The sequence below is a fragment of the Streptomyces sp. NPDC002463 genome (genome assembly GCF_042889835.1).
Lineage (GTDB): Bacteria > Actinomycetota > Actinomycetes > Streptomycetales > Streptomycetaceae > Streptomyces > Streptomyces nymphaeiformis.
The window spans coordinates 350914-375815 of record NZ_JBIARL010000005.1 but is presented as its reverse complement, the minus strand read 5'-3'; the positions used below and the strand labels follow the sequence as shown (position 1 = coordinate 375815).

Here is a 24902-nt window from a genome sequence, read left to right as displayed (position 1 = left end):
CATCGTGAAATTACAGGCTTTACGAAACGTTGACCCCGAAGTCTAGAGCGATGCCCCGAAGCCCGGACGCGTACCCCTGTCCCACCGCACGGAACTTCCATTCGCCGTTGTAGCGGTAGAGCTCACCGAAGATCATCGCCGTCTCGGTGGAGGCGTCCTCCGAGAGGTCGTAGCGGGCGAGCTCCTGGCCGTCGAGCTGGTTGACGACGCGGATGAAGGCGTTGCTGACCTGGCCGAAGCTCTGACCGCGGTTGTCGGCGTCGTGGATCGACACCGGGAAGACGATCTTGTCGCAGTGGGCCGGCACCTTGGTGAGGTCCACGATGAGGGACTCGTCGTCCCCGTCACCCTCGCCGGTGAGGTTGTCGCCGGTGTGTTCGACGGAGCCCTCGGGGCTGCGGAGCTGGTTGTAGAAGACGAAGTACTCGTCCCCGAGCACCCGGCCGGCCTGGCACAGCAGGGCGCTGGCGTCGAGGTCGAAGGGGGCTCCGGTGGTGGAGCGCGCGTCCCAGCCGAGCCCCACGAGGACCTGGGTCAGGTTGGGTGCGGCTTTGGAGAGGGAGACGTTGCCTCCCTTGGCGAGCGTGACGCCCATGATTCGGTTCCTCCCCGGTGGTGATGAGGCACGTCCGGCGCCGCACGGGAGGTGCGGCGCCGGACGGTTCGAACGGTTCGACTCAGACGTTGACGCCGAAGTCCTGCGCGATGCCGCGCAGACCCGAGGCGTACCCCTGGCCGACGGCACGGAACTTCCACTCCGCACCGTGGCGGTACAGCTCGCCGAAGACCATGGCGGTCTCGGTCGAGGCGTCCTCGGAGAGGTCGTACCGGGCGATCTCGGCGCCGCCGGCCTGGTTCACGACGCGGATGAAAGCGTTGCGCACCTGACCGAAGGACTGCTGGCGGTTCTCGGCGTCGTAGATCGAGACCGGGAAGACGATCTTGGCCACGTCGGCCGGCACACCGGCCAGGTTGACCTTGACCTGCTCGTCGTCGCCCTCGCCCTCACCGGTGAGGTTGTCACCGGTGTGCTCGACCGAGCCGTCGGCGCTCTTCAGGTTGTTGAAGAAGACGAAGTCCTGGTCGTTGCGGACCTTGCCGGCCTCGCTCACCAGGATGGCGCTGGCGTCGAGGTCGAAGTCCGTACCGGTGGTGGTGCGGACGTCCCAGCCCAGACCGACGGTCACGGCGGTGAGGCCAGGGGCCTCCTTGGTCAGCGAGACGTTGCCGCCCTTGCTGAGGCTGACTCCCACGAGTCCCTCCATAGGTTTCCAGGGGCAGCGCCCCCAGTCGTGCGTTGGCATCGGATCAACGACTGGATCCTAGTGACGGGTTCCCGGTCGAAACAGTCGATTCGCCCGGTGATTCCGAGGGTGTCGGCCCCGTTTCGCTCCCAAGGCGCTCAGAGGGCGTCGAGCGCCTTGAGGTAGTCGCCGAGGTCGCGGGCGTCCGACAGGGCGTTCACGACGGTCCAGCGGACGACGCCCTCCTTGTCGATGACGAAGGTGCCGCGGACCGCGCAGCCCTTCTCCTCGTCGAAGACGCCGTACGCCCGGGAGACCTCGCCGTGCGGCCAGAAGTCGGAGAGCAGCGGGAACTCCAGGTCCTCCTGGTCGCCGAAGACGCGGAGGGTGTGGATGGAGTCGTTGGAGACGGCGAGGAGCCTGGTGTCTTCGTTGACGAACGCCGGCAGGTTGTCGCGCAGCTCGCGGAGTTCGCCGGTGCAGACGCCGGTGAAGGCGAACGGATAGAAGAGCAGCACCACGTTCTGCTCGCCGCGGAAGTCGGAGAGCCGCACGGTCCGGCCGTGGTTGTCCTTGAGCTCGAACTCCGGGGCCTTGGTGCCGACCTCGATCGCCATCGCGTACGCGTCCCTTCCGACGGGGCCCGGGCCTTGGCCGTGTCGCCTTGGGCCGTATCGGTGAACCCGGGTCGATCCCACCCTACGCCTGCGCACGAAAGCCCCCGCCGGGGGACCGGCGGGGGCTTCTCGCAGCGTGGTGATCAGCGCTTGGGGGCGGCCAGGCGGGTGCCCGACCAGTCCTTGGCGACGCTGATGCTCTTGGTCTGGGAGAGACCCGCTGTCTGCGCGGCATCGTTGATGTCGGACGGCTCGATGTATCCGTCGCGGCCGGTCTTCGGGGTCAGCAGCCAGATGTTGCCGCCGTCCTCCAGAAGACCGATGGAGTCCACCAGGGCGTCGGTGAGGTCGCCGTCCTCGTCACGGAACCAGAGCACGACGGCGTCGGCGACGTCGTCGTAGTCCTCGTCCACGAGGTCCTGTCCGATCACGGACTCGATGCCTTCACGGAGATCCTGGTCGACGTCGTCGTCGTAGCCGATCTCCTGGACCACCTGTCCGGGCTCGAACCCCAGCCTCGCTGCCGGGTTGGTCCGCTCCTCCGCGTGGTCCGCGGTCGCGCTCACGGCTTGCCTCCTGCTCATTCGGAAAATGCTGTGGGCCACGCGTATGCGCGCGGCGCTGGCCGTAGTCCACACGTGCCGGGGCGGATCGCGCAAGTACCCGGCCGCCGAGACCGCCGAAACGGTGACGTTTGGGGCCGTCTCGCCGCAACTTCCGGCACCGCCGGTCCCTCCTCCGTGATCAGGCACACATGGTTCGTCCCGGTTTACTGACTTCTGCGGTTTCAGTCTGCCGAACGCCCGGACGAAACGCATGCGCGGGTTGAGCGTAAGGTTGCGATTTGACCACACCGGACCTCTACCCGACCGCACCCAGACCGCTGGAGACATCCGAAAGACAGGCCCCGAGACGGGCCCTGGGGACCCCCCGGGGGTTACCCCTCGGTAAATGTGACGTCTGGCGTCGGCGGGGTACACGATGGACATCCCGACCACTCCGTGGCCCCGTGGGCACTACCGAACAGCGAAGGAAGAGCGTGGCTCCCGGATCCGATCGCAACCCGATCATCATTGGCGGCCTTCCCAGCCAGGTCCCGGATTTCGACCCGGAAGAGACCCAGGAATGGCTCGACTCCCTCGACGCGGCCGTCGACGAGCGGGGCCGTGAGCGGGCCCGCTACCTCATGCTCCGTCTGATCGAGCGGGCCCGCGAGAAGCGCGTGGCCGTGCCCGAGATGCGCAGCACGGACTACGTCAACACCATCGCCACCAGGGACGAGCCGTTCTTCCCCGGCAACGAGGAGATCGAGCGCAAGGTCCTCAACGCCACCCGGTGGAACGCGGCCGTGATGGTCTCGCGCGCCCAGCGCCCGGGCATCGGCGTCGGCGGTCACATCGCGACCTTCGCCTCCTCCGCCTCCCTGTACGACGTCGGCTTCAACCACTTCTTCCGCGGCAAGGACGAGGGCGACGGCGGCGACCAGATCTTCTTCCAGGGGCACGCCTCCCCCGGCATCTACGCCCGCGCGTACCTCCTCGACCGGCTGAACGAGACCCAGCTCGACGCCTTCCGCCAGGAGAAGTCGAAGTTCCCGAACGGTCTTTCGTCGTACCCGCACCCGCGGCTGATGCCGGACTTCTGGGAGTTCCCGACCGTGTCGATGGGCCTCGGCCCGCTCGGCGCGATCTACCAGGCGCGGATGAACCGGTACATGGAGGCGCGCGGCATCGCCGACACCTCCATGTCGCACGTCTGGGCGTTCCTCGGCGACGGCGAGATGGACGAGGTCGAGTCCCTCGGCCAGCTGTCCATCGCCGCCCGCGAGGGTCTGGACAACCTCACCTTCGTCGTCAACTGCAACCTCCAGCGGCTCGACGGCCCGGTCCGCGGCAACGGCAAGATCATCCAGGAGCTGGAGTCGATCTTCCGGGGCAACGGCTGGAACGTCATCAAGCTGATCTGGGACCGCTCCTGGGACCCGCTGCTCGCGCAGGACCGCGACGGCATCCTGGTCAACAAGCTGAACACCACCCCGGACGGCCAGTTCCAGACGTACGCCACGGAGACCGGCGGCTACATCCGGGACCACTTCTTCGGCGACGACCACCGGCTGCGGGCCATGGTCGAGGGCATGACGGACCAGCAGGTCCTGCACCTCGGCCGCGGCGGCCACGACCACAAGAAGATCTACGCGGCCTACGCGGCGGCGAAGGCCCATGCCGGCCAGCCGACCGTGATCCTCGCCCAGACCGTCAAGGGCTGGACGCTGGGCCCGAACTTCGAGGGCCGCAACGCGACCCACCAGATGAAGAAGCTGACGGTCGACGACCTCAAGCGCTTCCGCGACCGGCTGCACATCCCGGTGACGGACCGGCAGCTGGAGGACGGCCTCCCGCCGTACTACCACCCGGGCCGGAACTCCGAGGAGATCCAGTACATGCACGACCGCCGCAAGGCGCTGGGCGGGTACGTCCCGACCCGGATCGTGCGGGCGAAGCCGCTGCCCCTCCCCGACGACAAGACCTACGCCGCCGCCAAGAAGGGCTCCGGGCAGCAGTCGATCGCCACCACGATGGCCTTCGTCCGCATCCTGAAGGACCTCATGCGGGACAAGGAGATCGGCAAGCGCTTCGTGCTGATCGCCCCCGACGAGTACCGCACCTTCGGCATGGACGCGTTCTTCCCGAGCGCCAAGATCTACAACCCGCTGGGCCAGCAGTACGAGGCGGTGGACCGCGAGCTCCTCCTCGCGTACAAGGAGTCGCCGACCGGCCAGATGCTGCACGACGGCATCTCCGAGGCCGGCTGCACGGCCTCGCTGATCGCCGCCGGCTCCGCGTACGCCACGCACGGCGAGCCGCTGATCCCGGTGTACGTCTTCTACTCGATGTTCGGTTTCCAGCGGACCGGCGACCAGTTCTGGCAGATGTCCGACCAGCTGGCCCGCGGCTTCGTGCTCGGCGCCACGGCCGGCCGGACGACGCTGACCGGCGAGGGCCTCCAGCACGCGGACGGCCACTCCCACCTCCTCGCCTCCACCAACCCGGCCTGCATCGCCTACGACCCGGCGTACGGCTTCGAGATCGCGCACATCGTCAAGGACGGTCTGCGGCGGATGTACGGCCCCGAGTCCGAGGACGTCTTCTACTACCTGACGGTCTACAACGAGCCGATCCAGCACCCGGCCGAGCCCGAGAACGTGGACGTCGACGGCATCCTCCAGGGCATCCACCGCCTGAAGGCCGGCGAGGCGGGCACGATCCCGGCGCAGATCATGGCCTCGGGCGTCGCCGTGCCGTGGGCGATCGAGGCGCAGCGGATCCTCGCCGAGGAGTGGAACGTCAAGGCCGACGTCTGGTCCGCGACCTCCTGGACCGAGCTGCGCCGCGAGGCCGTGGCCGTCGAGGAGCACAACCTGCTCCACCCGGACGAGGAGCAGCGCGTCCCGTACGTGACGCGCAAGCTCCAGGGCGCCCAGGGCCCGTTCGTCGCGGTCTCGGACTGGATGCGGTCGGTGCCGGACCAGATCTCCCGCTGGGTGCCCGGCCGGTACACCTCGCTGGGCGCGGACGGCTTCGGCTTCGCGGACACGCGCGGTGCGGCCCGCCGCTACTTCCACATCGACGCGCAGTCGATCGTGCTCGCCGTGCTGACCGAACTCGCCCGCGAGGGCAAGGTCGAGCGCTCGGCCCTGAAGCAGGCCGTGGACCGCTACCAGCTGCTCGACGTGGAGGCCGCCGACCCGGGCGCGGCGGGCGGCGACGCCTGACCGCCTGTCGGCGCCTGTCGGCAGCCGATAGTCGCGGAGGCCCTGTCCGCTCGTGAGCCACCGGTCGCCCTGGTGACCCGGTGGCTCCGGCGGCCGGCGGCACCGGAGGCGTCGGTGGCCCCGGCGACCCCTGCGGCTCCGGAGGCCTCTGTGGCTCCGGTGGCCCCCGTGGCCCCGGTGGCCTCGGTGGCGCCCGTGGCTCGTTTGGGCTGGTGAGGGCGGTGGGACTCGGCCCCGCCGCCCTTCGGCATTCCTTACGATGCCGGTCATGCCCGTCAAGAAGGTTCGCTGGGAAGAGCGCACCCAGACACCGCTCCTCGTGCTCGCCGTCGCGTTCGGCATCGCCTACGCGGTACCGATCGTGGCTCCCGGCGCCGATCCGTGGGTGCACCGGCTGTGCACCCACGTCGAGTGGACCGTCTGGGGTGCCTTCGCCCTCGACTACCTCGTCCGTCTCGCGCTCGCCCCGGACCGCCGGTGCTTCGTGCGCGGCCATCTGCTCGACCTGCTCGCGGTGATACTGCCGATGGTGCAGCCGCTGCGGCTGCTGCGGGTCGTCTCCACGCTCCTCCTCGTGGGCCGGCGGGCCCGGATGGCCCCGCAGATAACGCTCACCACGTATGTGGCGGGCGCGGTGGTCGGGCTGATGATGTTCGGCTCGCTGGCCGTGCTGCACGTGGAGCGGGACGCCCCGAACGGCAACATCAAGACGCTCGGGGACGCGGTGTGGTGGTCGTTCACCACGATGACCACCGTCGGCTACGGCGACCACGCCCCGACCACGGGTCTCGGCCGGATCCTCGCGGTGGGCCTGATGCTCTCCGGCATCGCCCTGCTCGGTGTCGTCACGGCGAACATCGCGGCCTGGTTCATCTCCCGCTTCGACCGGGACGACGCCGTGGAGCGCCGGCAGACGGAGCTCCTGGAGGCGCTCACCCTGGAGGTCCGGGAGCTCCGCGCCGAGGTGGCCCGGCTCTCCGCCCCTCCGGGACCGAGCGGGCCCCAGGAGGTCCCCTCGCCTACCGCTCCCACAGCTTGAACGCTCTGACCTCGTAGGCCGTCTGCGGCACCCAGGTCCCCCGCCCCGGGTACGTCTCGAACTCCCCCGTCTCCGCGCACTCGGCCGACTGGTACGTGGTGACCGGCCGGCCCGTGCGGTTCGCGAGGGACTGGGCCGAGGTGCCCGGCGGCAGGGCGACGCAGCTGTCGATGTCGGTCGTCGCCAGCTCGTGCGTCCACGGCCTGCCCTTGAAGTCGGACTTGGGCCAGAGGCAGAGCCGTCCTGGCCCACAGGCGCCGAGCACGGTCCCGGACGGCGCGGCGGCCGGTGCGGCTGTCGCCGCCGCCGTCGCCGTCAGGGCGGTCAGGAGGAGGGCCGTGATGGCCGTACCGGTGAGGACTTTCTTCTTGTACATGCTGATGAACCCCCGTTTCGTCACTCTCTGTAATCACGAGAATGGCGGAGGGCTCCCGGCAAGGGAAGAGGGGCCGCCCCCGTTCATGCGAACGGGTGACGGCCCCCTACGGGAACCCTGACGGCCCTGACGGGCGAGCCGTCAGATGTGGCCGCCCATGCCTCCGGCCTCCGCGTTCTCACCGCGCTTGGTGAGCGTGGCGACCAGGGCCGCGACGACCGCGACGCCGCCGGCGACGGTGAAGGCCAGGCCCATGCCGTCGAGGAAGGTGTCGTGGATGACCCCGGTGATCTGCTGGAGGAGACCGGGGGTCATCCCCGGCGCGTGGGCCAGCTCCGGCGGGGCCATGCCGAACTCGGCGGCCTGCTCGAGGCGCGGGTCGGCCGGGACCGGGATGCCGGCCTCCTTCCAGTTGCCCGCGAAGGAGTCGGCGACCTTCGAGGACATGACGGCGCCGAGCACCGCCGTGCCGAGCGCGCCGCCGACCTGCATGGCGGCCTGCTGCAGACCGCCGGCCACGCCGGACAGCTCGAGCGGCGCGTTGCCGACGATGACCTCGGTCGCACCGACCATGACCGGGGCGAGGCCCAGGCCGAGGAGAGCGAACCAGAGGGACATGGTGAGGGTGCTGGTGCCACTGGTGAGCGTGATCATGCCGAACATCGCGACGGCCGTGCAGACCATGCCGCCGACGAGCGGCACGCGCGGCCCGAACTTGGTGATCAGCGCGCCGGCCAGCGGCGAGGAGACGATCATCATCGCGGTCAGCGGCAGAAGGCGCAGACCGGCGTCGACCGGGCCGAGCCCCTTCACGCCCTGGAGGTAGAAGGTCACGAAGAAGAGGCCGCCCATGAAGGCGAAGGCCATCAGGACCATGAGGACCACGCCGGCCGAGAGCGGCACGGAACGGAACATGGCCAGCGGGATCAGCGGCTCCTTGACCTTGGTCTCCCAGAAGGCGAAGACCGCGAACAGGAACAGCGCTCCGATCAGGCAGCCCCAGGTCTTGCCGCTGGACCAGCCCCAGGACTCGCCGGCCTTGATGAGGCTCCAGACGAGGGAGGCCATGGCGCCGGAGAGCAGCAGGATGCCGAGGAGGTCGAAGGAGCGCGGCGCGTTCTCGGCGCGGTGGTCCTTGAGGATGAGCAGGCCGAGGACGAGCGCGACGACGCCCACCGGCACGTTGATGAAGAAGACGGACTGCCAGCTGACGTGCTCCACGAGGAAGCCGCCGAGGATCGGACCGCCGGCCGTGGACGCGCCGATGACCATGCCCCAGATGCCGATCGCCATGTTCAGCTTCTCGGCGGGGAAGGTGGCGCGCAGCAGGCCGAGCGCGGCCGGCATCAGCAGGGCGCCGAAGAGGCCCTGCAGGACGCGGAACGCGATCACGGCGCCGATGGAGTGCGACAGGCCGATCGCGCCGGAGGCGCCGGCGAAGCCCGCGATGCCGATGAGGAAGGTCTGCCGGTGGCCGAAGCGGTCACCGAGCTTGCCGGCGGTGATCAGGGCGACGGCGAGCGCGAGCAGGTAGCCGTTGGTGATCCACTGGACCTGGGCGAGGGTGGCGCCGAGGTCGTCCTTGATGGCGGGGTTGGCGATGGCGACGATCGTGCCGTCGAGCGCGACCATCATCACGCCCACTGCGACGCCGAAGAGCGTCAGCCACGGGTGGCCGCGCAGTCCCTTCGCCGGGACCGGTACGGGTTCCCGGGTGTCCCCCTGACCCTGCGGGGCCTTTTCCACGGTGGTCTGACTAGTCATGGAACGAGGCTAATGACAGCCACTGACAATTGACAAAGCGATTCATGCGTCGGTAACTGTCACGTAGCTCACAGGTACGCTGAGCAGGACGAAATGCCGGAAAAGAGGACCCCGACGTGACCGTGCCCGTGTCCGCGCCCGTGCCTGCGCCCGGACTGCGCGAGCGGAAGAAGCAGCGCACGCGCGACGCGCTGATCCGGGTCGCTCTGGAGCTCTTCACCCGCCACGGTTACGAGGCGACCACCGTCGACGAGATCGTCGACGCCGTGGAGGTCTCCCAGCGCACCTTCTTCCGGTACTTCTCCTCCAAGGAGGAGGCCGTCTTCGCCGTCCAGCAGATGGCCGAGGAGCGTTACGTGCACGCCCTCGGGCAGCGGCCTCCGGACGAGCCCCCGATGGACGCGATGCGCAACGCCGTCCTGAGCGCCTGGGACACCATCGGCGAGGCGATCGAAGAGGTCGTCCCGGTCGACCTGCACCTGCGCACGTACCGGATGATCGAGTCGACGCCCGCACTGCTCGCCGTCCATCTGCGCCGCTCCACCGAGATGGAGGAGACCATCGCCCGGATCATCGCCGCGCGCGAGGGCCTCGACGTCGACGAGGACCCGCGCCCCCGGATCGCGGTGGCCGCGTTCAGCGGGGTGATGCGGGTGGCCGGGCAGATGTGGGGCCGGGGTACGGACGGGAGCCTGGAGGCCATCCGCGCGCTCACCGAGCGGTACCTCGACCAGCTCGGCCCCGCGCTCGCGCCGCGCTGGCGGGACTGACGGAGGCGGGACCGGCAGAGGCGGGACCGGCAGAGGCGGGGCTGACCGAGGCGGGGCTGACCGAGGCGGGACTGACCGAGGCGGGACAGGCGGAAGCAGGGCTGACCGAGGCGAGGCATACGGAGGCGGCGCCCGGACCCCGGGTAAGGGACCCACCTGGTCGAGAGCAGTGCGCCGGGCCCCGTAGGGTGGCCGCCCGTGACCTCCGTCGACGCCTCGCCCGCCTTCGTCGCCACGCGCGCGCTCCTCGCGCTCGCCGTCGTGTTCGTGCTCCTCTCGATCACCGGGTGGACCACCATCCACCACCGGCCCGAGCCGTGGCCCTCCCGCGAGTCCGCGCTCGCCGCCTGGGCGAAGGACCGGATCGACCACCGTCCGCTGCCCGACCCGGACGCCCCGGCCCGTACCATCGCCGCGTTCTTCGCCCGGCTCGGCCCGGCGGGCGGCGCACGGCTCGCCGCCCGACACCCGCTCGTCGTCGGCAACCTCAACGGCGCCCCGGTCTCCCTGCGCTACCGCGCCAACCGGTTCACCCTCGCGCGCGCTTACGCCACCGAGCGGGGCAGGGTCGACGACACCAGGCTCTCCCCCGAGGGCCGGCACGAGGCCCGGCGCCGCGTCGACCGCTTCGCCTCCCTGATGCGGCCCGGCCGGCAGGTCCTGGCCTTCGACCCGACCGGTTCAGGGCGGGCCGCCGAGGTCCTCGGGGACCTGGAGCACGCCCGGCGCGTCTCGGTGATCGTGCCCGGCGTCGACACCAACCTGCTCACCTTCCAGAAGACCAACGGCCGGTACCGCGCCCCCGCCGGCATGGCCGAGGCCCTCTACGCGGCCGAGCGGCGGACCTCGCCACGCGCGCGCGTGGCGGTGATCGCCTGGGCCGACTACACCGCGCCCGTCGGAATCGGCGTCGACGCGGTGACCGGCCGGCTGGCCGCGGAGGGAGCCATACGCCTGATAGGGCTCACCGAGTCGCTGCCCCCACGCGCGCGCGTGGCGCTCTTCTGCCACAGCTACGGCTCCGTGCTCTGCGGGGTCGCCGCGCCCCGGTTGCCCGCCCGGGTGACCGACCTCGCCGTGGCCGGAAGCCCCGGCATGCGGGTCGATCGGGCCGCCGACCTCGGCAGCCACGCGCGCGTGTGGGCCATGCGGGACGCCGACGACTGGATAGCGGACGTGCCGCACCTGGAGGTCGGCGGGGTCGGGCACGGCGCGGACCCGGTCGCGCCCGAGTTCGGCGCGAGGCTGCTCTCCGCTCGTGGGGCGCTCGGCCACAGCGGCTATTTCGAGCCGGGTACGCAGAGCCTCGGCAACTTCGCCGCGATAGGCGTCGGGGCGTACCCGCGACTGGTCTGCGCACGTGCCGACAGCGCTTGCCACGACGGAATATCCGGCACGGAAGGGCTCTGACGCGCGTAGATCACGTAATTTCGGGACCTTTCACAGGGGCGACGCAAGGGCACACGCCGCTTACGATGAGGCGCATGGGTGATGTGCTGGCCGGAATTCATGCCACCTGGGAGCTCGAGAGCGACGCCCTCGTCATCCGCTTCGACCGGGGGATCCGCACGCCGAAGCTGTTCAGCGCGCTGCGTGAGAGACGCGTACCGCACGAGGCGCTGGCGTCGGTGACGCTCGCGCCCGGCAAGCGGGGCACCGTCGTGCTGCACGCCGTGCCGAGGCCGGGCGCCGATCCGCTGATGGAGGCGGCCGCGGGGCAGCTCAAGGAGGGCAGCGATCCGTACCGCCTGGTGCTCCCGGCGGAACGCGAGACGCTCGCCGAGCAGTACCGGGACGAGCTGCGGGCGCTCCTCGCGTCGCGCCCGGGGGCCGCGGGGGCCTCCGGATACGGGGCGGACGGGGCGGACGACGGGAGCTCGGGGGTCTTCGCACCCGCCGAGCGGTTCCTGGTGGCGCCGCCGCCCGGGCCGCAGTCCTTCAAGGCGTACGACGGGAGGGCCAGCTTCGACGGGACCTCCGAGGTCGCCTTCCGCTGGTCCTGGACGGGGGCGTCCTCCGAGAAGTGGAAGGCCGGCGACCAGGTCTTTCCCGTACGGGACCTCTGCGGGGTCGAGTGGCGCTCGCCGGACGGCGTCGACGGGTACCTGCGGCTCGTGCCGCGGGGCGGCGGGTCCCGGGACTTCCAGCCCGACGAGGACCCGGCGTGCGTCGTCTTCGGCCGGTACGGGCCGGTGTACGAGTCCCTCACGTTCGCGGCGGCGGTCCTCGCGGCGGTACGGGGCAGGGACCGCGCGCCCGTGCCCGCGGGGGTGCGGGGTGCGGAGAGACGGGATCCGGGGGCGGTGGCTGAAAGGATTCGGCACCTGGGGGAGCTGCATCAGGCGGGGCTGGTCACGGATGCGGAGTTCTCGGCGAAGAAGGCGGAACTCCTGGCGGAGCTCTGAGGGTGCGGTCCCGGGCGCGGGGCCCGCGCCCACGCCCCGTGCGGGCAATCGTCCCGCAGGGCGAGGGGGTCCCCCCTGCTCGAGCGAAGCCGAGAGCTCGGGGGAGGGTGGGCACACGGGACGGCGCCCCCAGCGGCGCCTCCGCGTCCCGCGCCCTGACCCGCACCACCAGGGTGCTGTGCACAGGGTGCGGGTCCAGGCTCGGGAGCCTCTGGCGCCTGCAGGGCGCGGGTCCGTCGTGCCCACCCGTTCCGCCCCGGCGGAACGGGTGGGCACAACGAGGCACGGAAGCGCCGCCCACGACGGGGTGGGCACCGCCCCGGCGGAACGCATGCCCACAGCGCGGGGTCATACCCCGGTATCAGCCCCTCGGTATGACGCCCCGGCGTAGAGGCCCTGCCTAGGCTGGGGATCCTCATGGGTATCGAATCGCGGCACGAGCCGTCCATCGTTCATCCCCCCGTCGTTCGTCGCTTCGCGCGCGTGCGTGAGGCGTTTCAGGGGGTGGGGGTTGCGCTCACCACGCCCGCCACGCCGGGGGCGCCGTTGCTCGCGGGGGCCGCGAAGCGGTGGGTGCGGCTGTTGCCGTACGCCGTCGCCTTCGCGTTCGTCGGCGCGCTCCTGCCCTCCACGATCGTCCTGCTCATCAACGACTACGGCGTCAACGGCGCCCTCGCCGGGGCTGTCGGCACCGCGCAGACGCTGCCGCTGCTGCTCGCCGTCGCCCGGCCCCTCCAGGCCTGGTGGATCGTGTTCGCCGCCGATGTGCTCGGCGCGCTCGTGCTGCTCTCGGGGGACGGGACCCGCGCGGAGTACTGGCCCTGGCCCCCGCCCGTCCTCGTCGGCTACTGCGCCCTCATGGTCGCGCTCGGGCTTCGCGAGTCCCGTCGGGCGCTGTTCGGGGTGTGGCTGGCGACCGGCGTGGCCGGTTACGCCCTGGAGGCCTTCCGGCCCGCCGGGTTCACCAGCATCCACACCCTCCTGCTCGTGCTCAGCGGCGTGCTGCTGCTCCTCACGTCGGCTATCCGCGCCCGCAGCGACGCCCAGCGCCGCCTCGCCGAGCAGGAGACCATCAACGAGGCCGAGCGGGCACGCCGGACCCTCCTCGAGGAGCGGGCCAGGATCGCGCGCGAGCTGCACGACGTCGTCGCCCACCACATGTCCGTCATCACCGTGCAGGCGGACTCGGCCCCGTACCGCATCCCCGAACTCCCCGACGCGGCCCGCGAGGAGTTCACCTCGATCGCGGCGAGCGCGCGCGAGTCGCTGGCCGAGATGCGCCGGCTGCTCTCGGTCCTCCGCAGCGACGGCAGCGAGGGCGAGCGGGCCCCGCAGCCGGGACTCGACCGGGTCCAGCAGCTCGTCGAGGCGACCGTACGCGCGGGCGTGCCGGCCGAACTGCGGCTCGCCGCCGACCTCGGCGAGGTGCCGCAGGCGGTGGACCTGTCCGCGTACCGGATCGTGCAGGAGGCCCTGGCCAACGTCGTGCGCCACGCGCCCGGGGCCTCGACCCGCGTGTCGGTCCGGGCCGAGGACGGGTGGCTGACGGTCCTCGTCGTCAACGGGCCGTCCCTGGAGGAGCGTTCCTCCGTCGAGCGCGGCGTTCCCGGCACCGGGCACGGGCTCGTCGGCATGCGGGAGCGCGTACGGTTGACGGGCGGCTCGCTGGACACCGGGCCGCTGCCGGACGGCGGCTTCCGGGTCGCGGCCAGGCTTCCCCTGCGTACGAAGGACACCGAGTGACCATCCGCGTGATCATCGTCGACGACCAGGCCATGGTGCGGGCCGGTTTCGCCGCGCTGCTCGCCGCGCAGCCCGACATCGACGTGGTCGGCGAGGCGCCGGACGGACGGCAGGGAGTGGAGGTGGCACGCTCGGCGCACCCGGACGTGGTCCTGATGGACGTGCGGATGCCGGAGCTGGACGGGCTCGCCGCCGCCCGGGAGATCCTGCAGCCGCCCGTCGGCGTCACGCACCGGCCGAAGGTGCTGATGCTGACCACCTTCGACGTCGACGACTACGTGTACGAGGCGCTGCGCGCGGGCGCGTCCGGCTTCCTCCTCAAGGACGCGCCGCCGGCCGATCTCATCGCGGCCGTACGGGTGGTGGCGGCCGGCGAGGCCCTCCTCGCGCCGTCCGTGACCCGCCGCCTCATCGCCGACTTCGCCGCCTCGCGCCCCGCACCCCGCCGGGACGCCACGGCGCTGCGCCTGAACGGGCTCACCCCCCGCGAGACGGAGGTCCTGGAGCTGATCGCCCGCGGCCTGTCCAACCAGGAGATCGCGGAGAGCCTGGTCCTCGCCGAGCAGACGGTGAAGACCCACATCGGCCGCGTCCTCGCCAAGCTGGACCTGCGCGACCGGGCGCAGGCGGTCGTCTTCGCCTACGAGTCGGGTCTGGTGACCCCCGGCACCCACTGACACCCGGGGGAAAACCCCACCTCTCGCCTGGTGCCGGCTGCTCCTCCACCCCCTACCCCGGTATCAGACGGGAGTTGGCTCCTCGGTGTGACGTCCCGTCACCCCTCGTCTTCCTACCTTCCTCTCGCCAACGACGAGAGCGAGGGAGGGCGGGCCGATGCGCCGCTTCACGAGGACCCTGATCACCGCCGCCGCGGTGACCGGCGTGATCGCCGGGACGGCCGGCTGGGCGTCCGGGAACACCCAGGAGGCCGTGACCGGGGCCCCGGTCGGGACTGCGGGGTGGCGGGCCGCGGGGCTGCCCGACCCGGAGCGGACGGGGCCGGCCGAGATCGCGCGGTTCTTCGCCGGGCTGAGTCCCGTACGACGGGAAGAGCTGGCCCGGACGCACCCGACGGTCGTCGGGAACCTCGACGGGGCGCCCCTGGAGCTGCGGTACGAGGCCAATGCCCGCTCCACGCACGGGGAGTTCGGCGGGGCCCGGGTCCTGGCCCACGATCCGCGCGGCCGGGGACAGGTGGCCCTGGTCTACGGGGACCTGGCGCGGGCCGAGCACGTGGCCGTGATCGTGCCCGGCTCCGACGTCGACGCGGACCACGTCGAGCCGCTCGCGGACATGGCGAGCGAGCTGCGCCGGGCGACCGGCGGGCGTACGGCCGTGGTCGCCTGGGCCGGGTACACCACCCCGGTCGGGGTCGGCCTGGACGCGGCCACCGGCCGGCTCGCCGAGGCGGGGGCGGACCGGCTGACCCGGTTCACGGACGGGCTCGCGGCCGTGGGCGCGGCCGAGCCGTCCGTCTTCTGCCACAGCTACGGCTCGGTGGTCTGCGGCCTCGCCGCCCACCGGCTGAAGGCCAAGGACCTGGTGGTCTTCGGCTCTCCCGGGATGCGCGCCGAGAACGTCTCCGAGCTCGGGACCTCCGCCCGCGTCTGGGCGGCGAAGGATCCCACGGACTGGATCGACCGGGTCCCGAACGTCGAGTTCGGCGGCCTCGGGCACGGTGCCGACCCCACCGACCCGGCCTTCGGGGCGCGCCGGATCCCGGCCGAGGACGCAAGCGGGCACGGCGGCTACTTCGCGCCGGGCACCTCCTCCCTCCGTGCGTTCGCCGCGATCGCCGAGGGGGACGTCCGATGAAGACCCTGATCCGGAAGATCGAGGCCTCCACGCCCGCCCACCGCGACCGGGCGATCGACGGGCTCCGCGCCCTCGCCCTGCTCGCCGTGCCGACCGGGCACTGGCTGCTCGGCGGCTTCACGCTCTCCTCCGACGGCGCGATCCACAACGCGAGCCCGCTGGGCACCTTCTCCGGTCTCGCGCCGGTCAGCTGGGTCCTGCAGATGCTGGGGATCTTCTTCCTCGTCGGCGGGTACGCGTCGGTGCTTTCGTACCGGCGTCACACGGGCTCCACGCGCGCGTGGCTCGGCGGCCGGCTCGCCCGGCTCGGGCGTCCGGTGCTCGGGGTCACCGCCGTGTGGGCGGCGCTGCTGCCCGTGCTGCACTTCGGTCTCGGGGTGCCCGTGGACACGCTGCGGACGGCGTCCACGCTGGTGATCCAGCCGCTGTGGTTCGTCGGGGTGTACACGGTGGTCACCGCGCTGACCCCGCTGTGCGTGCGGGCGGCCCGCCGCCTCGGGGTCTGGGCCGCGGCGCCGCTGCTCGGCTCGGTCGCCGTCGTCGACTTCCTGCGGTACGGGCCGTACGCCGACGCCGTGCCGTCCTGGCTGAGCCTCCTGAACATCCTGCCCGGCTGGCTGTTCGCGTATCAGCTCGGCGTCTCGTGGGGCGAGGGCCGGGTCGGCCGGCGCCACGCGTGGGGGCTGCTGCTCGGCGGCGCAGCGCTGTTCGCCGCGCTCCTGCTGGTCTTCGGCTACCCGGCGTCGATGGTCGGCGTCCCCGGCGAGGCCCGCACCAACTCGCATCCGCCGTCGCTGCTCGTCCTCGCCCTCGCCGCCGCGCAGAGCGGTGCGGCGATCCTGCTCCGGGACCGGCTCGGCGCGCTCCTGAGGCGGCCCGCGCTGTGGGCGCCGGTCGTCGTGGTCAACCTGTCCGCGATGACGATCCTGTGCTGGCACCAGACGGCGATGCTGACCGCCGCGATCCCCGCCTCGTACGCCGGCGAGGTCGCGGGTCTGGTGGGCGCGCCGGACTCGGCCGGCTGGATCCTCGCCCGCCTGGCCTGGATGCCGGTCTTCGCCGGCCTGCTCGTCCTGATCGGCCGGTACGCGCGGGTCTTCGAGTCCCCGTGGGCGAAGACCGGCCCGGCCCGCCGCGTCCTGGCGGGTCTCTTCGCGGCGGGTTTCGCGGTCTTCGCCCTGGGGCTCGCGTGAGCCGCTCAGACCTCGCGGTCCACCGACGTGAAGCGCATGTCCGGGTAGCGGTCGCCCGCCACCAGGCCGGCGATCGGCTCCAGTTCGGCGAGTTCGGCGGCGGTCAGGGTGATACGGGTGGCGGCGGCGTTCTCCAGGAGGCGGGAGCGCTTGCGGGTGCCGGGGATGGGGACGACCGTCAGGCCGTGCACGGCGGCGCGCTGCTGCACCCAGGCGAGGGCGATCTGGGCCGGGGTCGCGCCGTGGGCGGCGGCGATCTTCCGGACCGGGTCGAGGAGGGCGGCGTTCCGCTCGGCGTTCTCGCCGGTGAACCGGGGCTGGTACTGGCGGAAGTCGCCGCCCGACAGCTCCTTGCCCGCGTCGGCGAACGCCCCGGTCAGGAAGCCCCGGCCGAGCGGCGAGTACGGCACGAAGGTCACGCCGAGCTCGGCGGCGGCGCCGACGGCGCTGCGCTCCACGTCCCGGGAGAAGAGCGACCACTCCGACTGGAGGGCGGTGATCGGGTGCACGGCGTGGGCCTCGCGCAGTTCGGGCCCGGTGACCTCGCTCAGGCCCAGGAAGCGGACCTTGCCCTCCTGGACCAGCTCGGCCATGGCGCCGACGGATTCGGCGAAGGGGATCTCCGGGTCGCGGCGGTGCATGTAGTAGAGGTCGATGGTCTCGATGCCGAGGCGGCGCAGGCTGTCCTCGGCGGCCTTCTTGACGTACGCCGGGTCGTTGCGGACGCCGCGGTACGTGGGGTCGTCGGCGCGGCGCTCTATGGCGAACTTGGTGGCGAGGGTGACCTCGTCGCGGTGGGCGGCGAGGAACGGGGCGAGGAACTCCTCGTTGGCGCCGCTGCCGTAGATGTCGGCCGTGTCGATCAGGGTGACGCCGGCCTCCAGGGCCGCGTCGAGGGTGTCGCGGGCGGCGGCCTCGTCGGTGTCGCCGTAGAACTCGCTGATGCCCATGGCGCCGAAGCCCTGGACGCCGATCTCCGGTCCGTCCTGGCCGCCGAGTCGTACGGTGTCGATCCTGGTCATGAAGATGTTCCTCCGCTTGCGGTCCCGTAATGGCCGATCTTGATGTCGAGCACGGCGAGCGTGTCCTGGAGCTCGGCGATGCGGGTGAGGACGTCGCGCCGGGTGGCCTCCAGGAGCTCCCGCCGCTCGTCCCGGGTGTGGTCGCCCTCGCGCATCAGCTCGGCGTACCTGACCATGTCGGCGACCGGCATTCCGGTCAGCCGCAGTTTGCCGACGAAGGTCAGCCAGTGCAGGTCCCGCTCGGTGAAGCGGCGCTGTCCCGTGTGCGACCGGTCGACCTGCGGCAGCAGTCCGATCCGCTCGTACCAGCGCAGGGTGTGCGCGGTGAGCCCGGTCAGGGCGGCCACCTCGCTGATGGTGTAACGGTCCTTCCCCGTAAGGCCTGTCGTGCTCGCGATGCTCTCGGTCACGCTCATGGGCCCCACGCTAAAACGTTCGAGTGCACTCGAAGCAAGTAGGCTCGGGCCCATGCACAGCAGCTTGCCGAGCCTGGCGTCGATCGAGAACTGGCCCGTCCCCACCGCGGCCGCCGCCGTCGTCCGCGCGGACGGCACCCTGGCCGGGTCCCACGGCCCCACCGGGCAGCGCTTCCCGCTCGCCTCCGTCACCAAGCCGCTCGCGGCGTACGCCGTCCTCGTCGCGTACGAGGAGGGGGCGATCGACCTCGACGAGCCGGCCGGGCCCGAGGGCGCGACCGTCCGCCACCTCCTCGCCCACACCTCGGGGCTCGCCTTCGACGAGAACCGGGTCATGGCCGCGCCGGGCACCCGCCGGATCTACTCCAACGCCGGCTTCGAGGTCCTCGGCGACCACGTCGCCAAGGCCACCGACATCCCCTTCGCCGAGTATCTGCACCAGGCGGTCCTGGAGCCCCTCGGCATGACGTCGACGACCCTGGAGGGCTCGCCGGCGAAGGACGGCGTGTCGACCGTCGACGACCTCGTGCGGTTCGCCGCCGAGGTGCAGGTGCCGCGGCTGCTCGACGCGCGGACCGTCCTGGACGCGATGACCGTCACGTACCCCGGTCTGACCGGCATCCTGCCCGGCTACGGGCACCAGAGGCCGAACGACTGGGGGCTCGGCTTCGAGATCCGCGACGGCAAGTCCCCGCACTGGACGGGCGCGAGCTCCTCGCCGCGCACCTTCGGGCACTTCGGGCAGGCCGGAACGTTTCTGTGGATCGACCCGGACGCGAGGGCCGCGTGCGTCGCCCTGACCGACCGGCCCTTCGGGCCGTGGGCGATCGAGGCGTGGCCGCCGTTCACGGACGCGGTGCTCGCGGACCTGCGGGCGCGCTGACGCGAGGGCGCGGTCCTCGCGGACCTGCGGGCACGCCGGCCCCGACGGGCCTCAGGTCTCGCAGCGGGTCGCCGGGAGCGTGCCGTCGGGGCCCATGAGGCTCACGTCGACCCTGCCTCCGCCGTCCTGGGCGTACGCGGTCGTGCAGACCAGCTGCTGGACGGCCGCGTCCGACAGGTCCCCGACGGGGAACGGCAGCCGGAGCCGGACGCTGTGGCGGCCCTCCGGGGTCAGGCCCTTGAGCACCTCGGCGTGCGGCGACTCCGCGGACGCGGGCAGGTCCGTGGTCAGGCCCGCCGCGGTGTCGGCGCCGGCCGGGCCGGCGATCAGCGCGGCGAGCACCTTGTCGGGGAGGACCCGGACGCCGGAGGTGCCGTGCCCGGCCCCGGAGCCGAGTCCCCCGGGCTTCAGGTCCTCGGCCCACTCGGAGCCGCCCGCGGCGAACGTCGGGTCGGGGACCGGCGGCCCGACCTCGCGGACCACCGGGGCCGGCCGGCCGTCGGGCCCGAGGAAGTACAGCACCATGCGGAACTCGGGCGCGGGGGCGACGGCGACGGTCGCGGCGCCGCCCGCCTCGACGACGTCGCTCTGCTGGATGCCGCAGGCGGCGAGCAGGACGGTGCCGAGCAGGGCGACGACGACCGCCGTCCCGCGCCTCACAGCGGCATCCGTACGGTGAAGACCGCGCCGCCCGCCGGGTGGTTGGCGGCGTGGACCGTGCCGCCGTGGAGGCGGACGTTCTCCAGGGTGATCGCGAGGCCGAGGCCGCTGCCCGCCGAGCGGGTCCTGGCCTGGTCCGCCTTGTAGAAGCGGTCGAAGACGTGCGGCAGGACGTCCGGGTGGATGCCCGGCCCCCGGTCGGCGACCTCCGTCACCAGCTCGTCCCCCTCCGCGTACAGCCTGACCGTCACCGGCGCCGCCCCGTGCCGCAGCGCGTTGCCGACGAGGTTGGCGACGACGACGTCGAAACGGCGCGGGTCGAGCCGCGCCCTGATCCCCTCCTCAAGGTACGGCACGACCTGCTCGGGGTCCGTCCAGTGCCGGTGCTGGAGGGTCTTGCGGACGCAGTCGGCGGCGTCGACCTCGTCGGTGTGGAGCTCGGCGGCCCGCGCGTCGAAGCGGGAGATCTCCATCAGGTCCTCGACGAGCACGGCGAGCTTCCCCGTCTCGGCGCTGATGAGCCGGACGGCGCGGGCGGTGTCGCTGTCGAGGCTCCCGGCGTCCTCGTCGAGGACCTCGGTGACCGCGAGCATCCCGGCGAGCGGGGTGCGCAGCTCGTGCGAGACGTCGGAGGCGAAGCGGCGGGCGCGGGCCTCGGCGTTGCGGAGTTCCGCGACGGAACGTTCCAGCTCGGCGGCGGACTCGTTGAACGTGCGGGCGAGGTCGGCGAGTTCGTCGCTGCCCTTCGCGTGGATGCGGGTGTCGAGCCGGCCCCGGCCCATGCTGTGGGCGGCGCGCCGCAGTTCGCGTACGGGGCGGAGCACGCCGCGCGAGGCGATGAGCGCGGGGATCAGGGCCACGGCGAGGGCCGGGAGGGCGCCGTCGCGGGCGGCGCTCACCATGGCCTCGATGTTGGCCTCCTCGTCGTCGAGCTCCATGACGGCGTAGAAGACGAGGCCGGTGGGCTGGGCCCTCCCCTCGGTCACGTGGGTGCGGAACACGGCGGGGACGGCCATCGTCAGGTACGGCTTGCCGTTCTTCACGACCCGCTGGAAGCTGCCGTGCGGGGTCGCCTGCCGGGCCTGCGCGCGGGCCCGCAGCTCGGGGGTGATGACGGAGGAGGTGGGGCGGTCGGTGGAGGAGACGCGGACGGTCCCGTACTCGGCGTAGACCCGCCAGGGGCGCGGCTTGCCCTGGCGGGCGATGGAGAGGACCACCGACCGCAGGTTGTCGGCGTCGACGGGCAGGCTGATGACCAGCGGGTCGACCTGGTCGCGGAAGGCGGAGACGGCGGTGTCCTGGGTCTGCTCCAGGATGGCGTTGCGGGCGGCGCGGTAGGTGAGCGCGGCGGTGGTGCCGCAGCCGACGGCCGCGACGAGGAGGAAGGCGAGGACGAGGCGGGTGCGCAGGCCGAAGGGGTGCAGGCGGGGTCCTCGGGCCCTGCGGCTCCTCGACGGCGGCGGCCCGGTGTCCGGCTCCGTGCCCGGCTCCGGGCTCACGCAGGCCTTCACAGCGGGCCGAAGCGGTAGCCGAAGCCCCGCAGGGTCTGGATGTACCGGGGTTCGCCCGGGGTGTCCTCGATCTTGTTCCGCAGCCGGCGGACGCAGGCGTCCACGAGCCGGGCGTCCCCGTGGTAGCTGTGCTCCCAGACGTGTTCGAGGAGCTGCTGCCGGCTGAAGACCTGCTCGGGTGCGGCCGTGAGGTGCAGCAGCAGCTTCAGCTCGGAGGGGGCGAGGGCGAGGCGCTCGCCCGCCTTGGCCACGGTCAGGCCCGCGCGGTCGATGGCGAGCTCCCCGTGGAACTCGACGGCGGACCGGCCGGTTCCGGGCTCCTCGATGCGCCGCAGCACGGCCCGTATCCGGGCTTCGATGACCTCGGTGCGGGCGGGCTTGACGATGTAGTCGTCGGCGCCGGCCTCCAGGCCGACGACGACGTCGAAGTCGTCTCCCCGCGCGGTCAGCATGATGATCGGGAGCTGACTGCTCTCGCGGACCCGGCGGCAGACCTGGACGCCGTTCATGCCGGGCAGCATCAGGTCCAGGAGCAGCAGGTCGGGCCGGAACTCGCCGAGCGCGGCGAGCCCCGCCTCGCCGGTGGGGGCGGTGCGGACGTCGTGCCCGCGACGGCGGAGGCCGAGCTCGACGCCTTCGCGGACGGAGGGGTCGTCTTCTATCAGCAGCACGCGGGGCATGTGTGGAGTATCCCAAGGTCGGGGGCGGGCCCGGCGGGGGCCTGCTGCGTTCGTTCAGGTGCGGCGGAGGCGGTTCGTCGCGGAGGCGAGGAGGGTCTGGAGTTCCGTGAGGCGCAGGGGGCGGGACAGGGCGACGAAGACCGCGAGGATCGTCGCGGCGCCCGCCAGGCCCGCGACGACCGGCCCGGCCGCCATCGCGCCGTCGGCGGCGAACAGCCCGTATCCCGCGGCCGGTACCGCGGCGATCAGCATCCGTGTCAGGGACGAGGCCGCCTCGCCCGTCCCCCTTCCGAGGCGGCGGCGCAGGCCGTACGCCGTGACCGCCCAGCCCGCCCACAGCGCGAGCGAGTACGCCGCCGCCATGCCCGTGACCGCCCAGCGGGTGGGGAGGTAGTGGTAGGCGGCCAGGGACAGGGCCGCGTTCAGGCCCGCGATGGTCAGGTTCAGCAGGAACGGGGTGCGGGTGTCGCGCAGTGCGTAGAAGGCGCGGGTGCACACGTACTGGCCGGAGAGGGCGACCAGGCCGGGCGCGAAGGCCATCAGCGTCCAGGACATCGCGCGGACGTCGTCGCCGGTGGTCGCCCCGTACCCGAAGACCACCGTCATGAGGGGGACGGCGAGGGCGAGGAGGGCGCAGGCGGCGGGGACGACGGCGGCCGCGCTGGTGCGCAGCGCGTAGGAGACGTCCCGTCGGACGCCGGCGAAGTCGCCGTCGGCGGCGGCGCCGCTCATCCGGGGCACCAGCGCGGTGACGAGGGAGACGGTGATGATGCCGTGCGGGACGGTCCAGAGGAGATAGGCGTTGTTGTACGCGGCGAGGCCTCCGCCGCTGACCGTCGGGTCCGCGCCCGCCGAGGTGGCGAGCTTCGTGGTCACCCAGTACGCGCCCTGGTTGGTGAGGACGAGCAGGACGAGCCAGCCCGCCGAGCGCAGCGGGGCGGCGAGGCCGCTGCCGCGCCAGTCGAAGCGGGGCCGCCAGCGGAAGCCGGCGGCGCGCAGCGAGGGCAGCAGGGCGAGGGCCTGGACGGCGATGCCGGCGGTGGTGCCCCAGCCGAGGAGGGCGGTCTCCCCGGGGGTGAGTTCCCCGCCGTCACCGACGGCCAGGAAGAGGCCGAAGACGGTGACGGCGACGACGTTGTTGAGGACGGGGGTCCACATCATGGCGCCGAACCGGCCGCGGGCGTTGAGGACCTGTCCGAGCAGGGTGAAGAGGCCGAGGAAGAAGATCTGCGGCAGGCACGCGCGCGCGAAGGCGATCGTCATCTCCCGCTGCGCGCCCGTGTAGTCGGTGTACGTGTCGACGATGAGCGGCGCGGCGAGCACGGCGGCCGCCGTGAGGACGCCGAGGGCGAGGCCGCTGAGGGTGAGGAGCCGGTCGGTGTAGGCGACGCCGCCGTCCTCGTGTTCCTTGGCCGCCTTGACCAGTTCGGGGACGAAGACGGCGTTGAGGGCGCCGCCGAGGAGCAGCATGTAGACGATGGTGGGGACGGAGTTGCCGACCGCGTACCCGTCGGCGACGTAGCCCGCGCCGAGTGCGGCGGCGACGACGGCGGCCCGTACGAAGCCGGTGGCGCGGGAGACGAGCGAGCCGGCGGCCATCAGGGCGCCGCTGCGGATGGCGGAGGGTTTCCGCCGGGTCGGTGCGGCGGTGAGCGTCGCCGTCATCGGCGGGCCAGATAGGCCTGGAAGGCGCGGTACAGCGCCCCGTTGGTCGTGCCCTGCATCGGAATCTCCCACTCCCCCAGCGTCTCGACGACCTGTCCGCCCGTGCCGAGCTTCCAGCGCAGGAGCCCGTGGGCGCGGTCGTCCGGATCGAGGGTGGAGGGTACCCCGCGCAGGTCGTAGACGTCGGCGCCGAGGGCGTGGGCGTCGAGCATCATGCGCCACTGGAGGGCGTTGGAGGGCCGGACCTCGCGGCGGTGGTCGGCGGAGGCGCCGGTCTGGTACCAGACGCGGCCGCCGACGGCGAGCATGGTGTGCGCGGCGAGGATCTCGCCCTCGTGGCGGGCGAGGTAGAGCTTCATGCGGCCGGGCTGCTCGGCGTTGAGGACGGCGTACTGGCGCTCGTAGTACGCGAGGGAGCGGCCGAGGCGGAATCCGTCGCGTTCCTCGGTGATGCGGAGGAGCCGGTAGAACTCGGGCAGGTCGGCGGCGGATCCGACGACGACCTCGACGCCGGACTTGCGCGCCTTGCGGACGTTGCGCCGCCACTCCTGGTTGAGGCCGGTCCACAGGTCGTCGGTGCTGCGGCCGGTGAGCGGGACCTGGAAGACGTGCCGGGGCTGGGCGTCCGCGCCGTCCTCGGAGTCGCCGCCGCACTTGCGCCAGCCGCGGGCGCGCAGCCGCTCGGCGACGGCGGTGCCCAGCGGGTCGACCTCGTCGGCGAGGACGTCGGAGAGCCGGCGTCCCGGCCCGGTGGCGGCCTTGACGGTGGCGGCGTTCCACCGGCGGTAGGCGGGCCCGGGCCCGATGCGGACGGCGAACGCGCCGAGGGAGCGGAGGTGGCCGAGGAGCGGGGAGAGCCATCCGTCCAGGTCGGGGTCGGCCCAGTCGGCGACGGGCCCTTCGGGCAGGTAGGCGAAGTACTTGCGGGTGCCGGGGAAGGGCCGGAGGAGGACGAGCGCGACGCCGGAGAGCTCGGCGCCCTCCCGTCCCCAGCCGACGAGTTGGTGGCTCCAGCCGTCCTTCACCTGGGCCCAGGAGGGGAGTTGGAGGAAGCTGGGGCCGTCCGCGCCGGTACGGGAACCGAGGAAGGCGCGGTACGCCTCGGGGGTCACGGGCCCGAGCCTGACCGGCCCTGCCGGGGCGCGGCGGTCGGTGGGTGCGGCCGTCACGAGCAGCGCTGACACAACGGGAGCCTCCTTGTTCCGCCCCTCGGTGGTCGGGGCGCACAGCAGGCTCACAGCCGGATGCGACGGCTCCGCGCGGTGATTGTGACCGGACGGTGACCGTTCCGCCGCAGCCCCGGTCACAGAGGCGTCCGGGCCCCCGA

General features: G+C 72.4%; 23 protein-coding genes. 10 read left to right on the top strand and 13 right to left on the bottom strand.

The genetic code is table 11. From position 1 onward, the window contains the following. Positions 1–19: 19 nt before the first annotated feature. The 4 genes from ACFYX3_RS13895 to ACFYX3_RS13880 all read right to left on the bottom strand — a co-directional run bounded on the left by ACFYX3_RS13895 (position 20) and on the right by ACFYX3_RS13880 (position 2427). On the bottom strand, positions 20–595 hold the full coding sequence (locus tag ACFYX3_RS13895; protein WP_041129058.1) for a TerD family protein: 576 nt from the start codon (positions 593–595) through the stop codon (positions 20–22). A gap of 82 nt (positions 596–677) precedes the next feature. After that, entirely contained in the window at positions 678–1253 is a 576-nt protein-coding gene (locus ACFYX3_RS13890; protein ID WP_030495317.1) for a TerD family protein, read from the bottom strand. 149 nt (positions 1254–1402) lie between these two features. After that, entirely contained in the window at positions 1403–1861 is a 459-nt protein-coding gene (locus ACFYX3_RS13885; protein WP_389012320.1) for a peroxiredoxin, read from the bottom strand. A 143-nt stretch (positions 1862–2004) separates the two neighbouring features. Further along, positions 2005–2427, bottom strand: a complete 423-nt coding sequence (locus ACFYX3_RS13880; RefSeq protein ID WP_116161203.1) for a DUF3052 domain-containing protein — start codon at positions 2425–2427, stop codon at positions 2005–2007. A 473-nt stretch (positions 2428–2900) separates the two neighbouring features. Between ACFYX3_RS13880 and aceE the strand changes: the two genes are divergently transcribed. Together aceE and ACFYX3_RS13870 are read left to right on the top strand one after the other, a co-directional pair. Beyond that, positions 2901–5633 carry a pyruvate dehydrogenase (acetyl-transferring), homodimeric type gene (aceE, locus tag ACFYX3_RS13875; RefSeq protein WP_389012316.1) on the top strand — a complete coding sequence of 911 codons (2733 nt, stop codon included), beginning with the start codon at positions 2901–2903 and terminating at the stop codon, positions 5631–5633. Between the two features lie 259 nt (positions 5634–5892). Continuing rightward, positions 5893–6672, top strand: a complete 780-nt coding sequence (locus ACFYX3_RS13870) for a potassium channel family protein (protein WP_389012313.1) — start codon at positions 5893–5895, stop codon at positions 6670–6672. Here the strand turns inward: ACFYX3_RS13870 and ACFYX3_RS13865 are convergent. Both ACFYX3_RS13865 and ACFYX3_RS13860 read right to left on the bottom strand, forming a co-directional pair. After that, complete coding sequence (locus ACFYX3_RS13865; RefSeq protein ID WP_389012310.1) at positions 6653–7048, bottom strand: peptidase inhibitor family I36 protein; 396 nt, start codon at positions 7046–7048, stop codon at positions 6653–6655. The genes ACFYX3_RS13870 and ACFYX3_RS13865 overlap by 20 nt on opposite strands. Before the next feature lie 141 nt (positions 7049–7189). Then, on the bottom strand, positions 7190–8812 hold the full coding sequence (locus ACFYX3_RS13860) for an MFS transporter (protein ID WP_389012307.1): 1623 nt from the start codon (positions 8810–8812) through the stop codon (positions 7190–7192). A gap of 140 nt (positions 8813–8952) precedes the next feature. Here ACFYX3_RS13860 and ACFYX3_RS13855 point away from each other — a divergent pair, with 140 nt between their 5' ends. The 7 genes from ACFYX3_RS13855 to ACFYX3_RS13825 all read left to right on the top strand — a co-directional run bounded on the left by ACFYX3_RS13855 (position 8953) and on the right by ACFYX3_RS13825 (position 16738). Beyond that, the gene (locus tag ACFYX3_RS13855; RefSeq protein ID WP_389012389.1) at positions 8953–9582 is read left to right on the top strand and encodes a TetR family transcriptional regulator; all 630 of its coding nucleotides are present in this window, start codon (positions 8953–8955) and stop codon (positions 9580–9582) included. A gap of 198 nt (positions 9583–9780) precedes the next feature. Further along, positions 9781–10992 carry an alpha/beta hydrolase gene (locus ACFYX3_RS13850; protein WP_376589217.1) on the top strand — a complete coding sequence of 404 codons (1212 nt, stop codon included), beginning with the start codon at positions 9781–9783 and terminating at the stop codon, positions 10990–10992. Between the two features lie 74 nt (positions 10993–11066). Continuing rightward, positions 11067–11987, top strand: coding sequence for a DUF4429 domain-containing protein (locus ACFYX3_RS13845; RefSeq protein ID WP_376589219.1), 921 nt, complete (start codon positions 11067–11069; stop codon positions 11985–11987). 417 nt (positions 11988–12404) lie between these two features. After that, positions 12405–13730 (top strand): sensor histidine kinase, encoded by a 1326-nt coding sequence (locus tag ACFYX3_RS13840; RefSeq protein ID WP_389012297.1) that lies wholly within the window; start codon positions 12405–12407, stop codon positions 13728–13730. Continuing rightward, positions 13727–14407 carry a response regulator gene (locus ACFYX3_RS13835; protein WP_376594723.1) on the top strand — a complete coding sequence of 227 codons (681 nt, stop codon included), beginning with the start codon at positions 13727–13729 and terminating at the stop codon, positions 14405–14407. Before ACFYX3_RS13840 ends, ACFYX3_RS13835 begins: the two co-directional genes overlap by 4 nt. A 157-nt stretch (positions 14408–14564) precedes the next feature. Further along, positions 14565–15545 carry an alpha/beta hydrolase gene (locus ACFYX3_RS13830; RefSeq protein ID WP_376594724.1) on the top strand — a complete coding sequence of 327 codons (981 nt, stop codon included), beginning with the start codon at positions 14565–14567 and terminating at the stop codon, positions 15543–15545. After that, positions 15542–16738 (top strand): acyltransferase, encoded by a 1197-nt coding sequence (locus tag ACFYX3_RS13825; protein WP_389012293.1) that lies wholly within the window; start codon positions 15542–15544, stop codon positions 16736–16738. The genes ACFYX3_RS13830 and ACFYX3_RS13825 overlap by 4 nt, the downstream gene beginning before the upstream one ends. A gap of 5 nt (positions 16739–16743) precedes the next feature. Here the strand turns inward: ACFYX3_RS13825 and ACFYX3_RS13820 are convergent, their stop codons facing one another. Both ACFYX3_RS13820 and ACFYX3_RS13815 read right to left on the bottom strand, forming a co-directional pair. After that, complete coding sequence (locus ACFYX3_RS13820; protein WP_389012290.1) at positions 16744–17760, bottom strand: aldo/keto reductase; 1017 nt, start codon at positions 17758–17760, stop codon at positions 16744–16746. Beyond that, positions 17757–18176: a MerR family transcriptional regulator gene (locus ACFYX3_RS13815; RefSeq protein ID WP_389012287.1), complete on the bottom strand. Its 420-nt coding sequence runs from the start codon at positions 18174–18176 to the stop codon at positions 17757–17759. Before ACFYX3_RS13815 ends, ACFYX3_RS13820 begins: the two co-directional genes overlap by 4 nt. A gap of 52 nt (positions 18177–18228) precedes the next feature. On the opposite strand from ACFYX3_RS13815, the gene ACFYX3_RS13810 reads away from it, so the two are divergent. After that, the gene (locus ACFYX3_RS13810; protein ID WP_389012284.1) at positions 18229–19059 is read left to right on the top strand and encodes a serine hydrolase domain-containing protein; all 831 of its coding nucleotides are present in this window, start codon (positions 18229–18231) and stop codon (positions 19057–19059) included. A 51-nt stretch (positions 19060–19110) separates the two neighbouring features. On the opposite strand, the gene ACFYX3_RS13805 is transcribed toward ACFYX3_RS13810, so the two are convergent. From ACFYX3_RS13805 to ACFYX3_RS13785, 5 genes are read right to left on the bottom strand one after another with little or no spacing between them, the layout of a single operon-like run. Continuing rightward, on the bottom strand, positions 19111–19719 hold the full coding sequence (locus ACFYX3_RS13805; RefSeq protein WP_389012282.1) for a hypothetical protein: 609 nt from the start codon (positions 19717–19719) through the stop codon (positions 19111–19113). After that, positions 19716–21218 (bottom strand): ATP-binding protein, encoded by a 1503-nt coding sequence (locus ACFYX3_RS13800; RefSeq protein WP_389012279.1) that lies wholly within the window; start codon positions 21216–21218, stop codon positions 19716–19718. The genes ACFYX3_RS13805 and ACFYX3_RS13800 overlap by 4 nt, the downstream gene beginning before the upstream one ends. Positions 21219–21226: 8 nt before the next feature. Continuing rightward, a complete protein-coding gene (locus ACFYX3_RS13795; RefSeq protein ID WP_116161187.1) occupies positions 21227–21910 on the bottom strand; it encodes a response regulator transcription factor in 684 nt (227 codons plus the stop codon). A gap of 54 nt (positions 21911–21964) precedes the next feature. Next, positions 21965–23575, bottom strand: coding sequence for a murein biosynthesis integral membrane protein MurJ (murJ, locus tag ACFYX3_RS13790; RefSeq protein ID WP_389012277.1), 1611 nt, complete (start codon positions 23573–23575; stop codon positions 21965–21967). Beyond that, positions 23572–24759 (bottom strand): lipid II:glycine glycyltransferase FemX, encoded by a 1188-nt coding sequence (locus ACFYX3_RS13785; protein ID WP_389012275.1) that lies wholly within the window; start codon positions 24757–24759, stop codon positions 23572–23574. The genes murJ and ACFYX3_RS13785 overlap by 4 nt, the downstream gene beginning before the upstream one ends. Between the last annotated feature and the right edge of the window lie 143 nt (positions 24760–24902).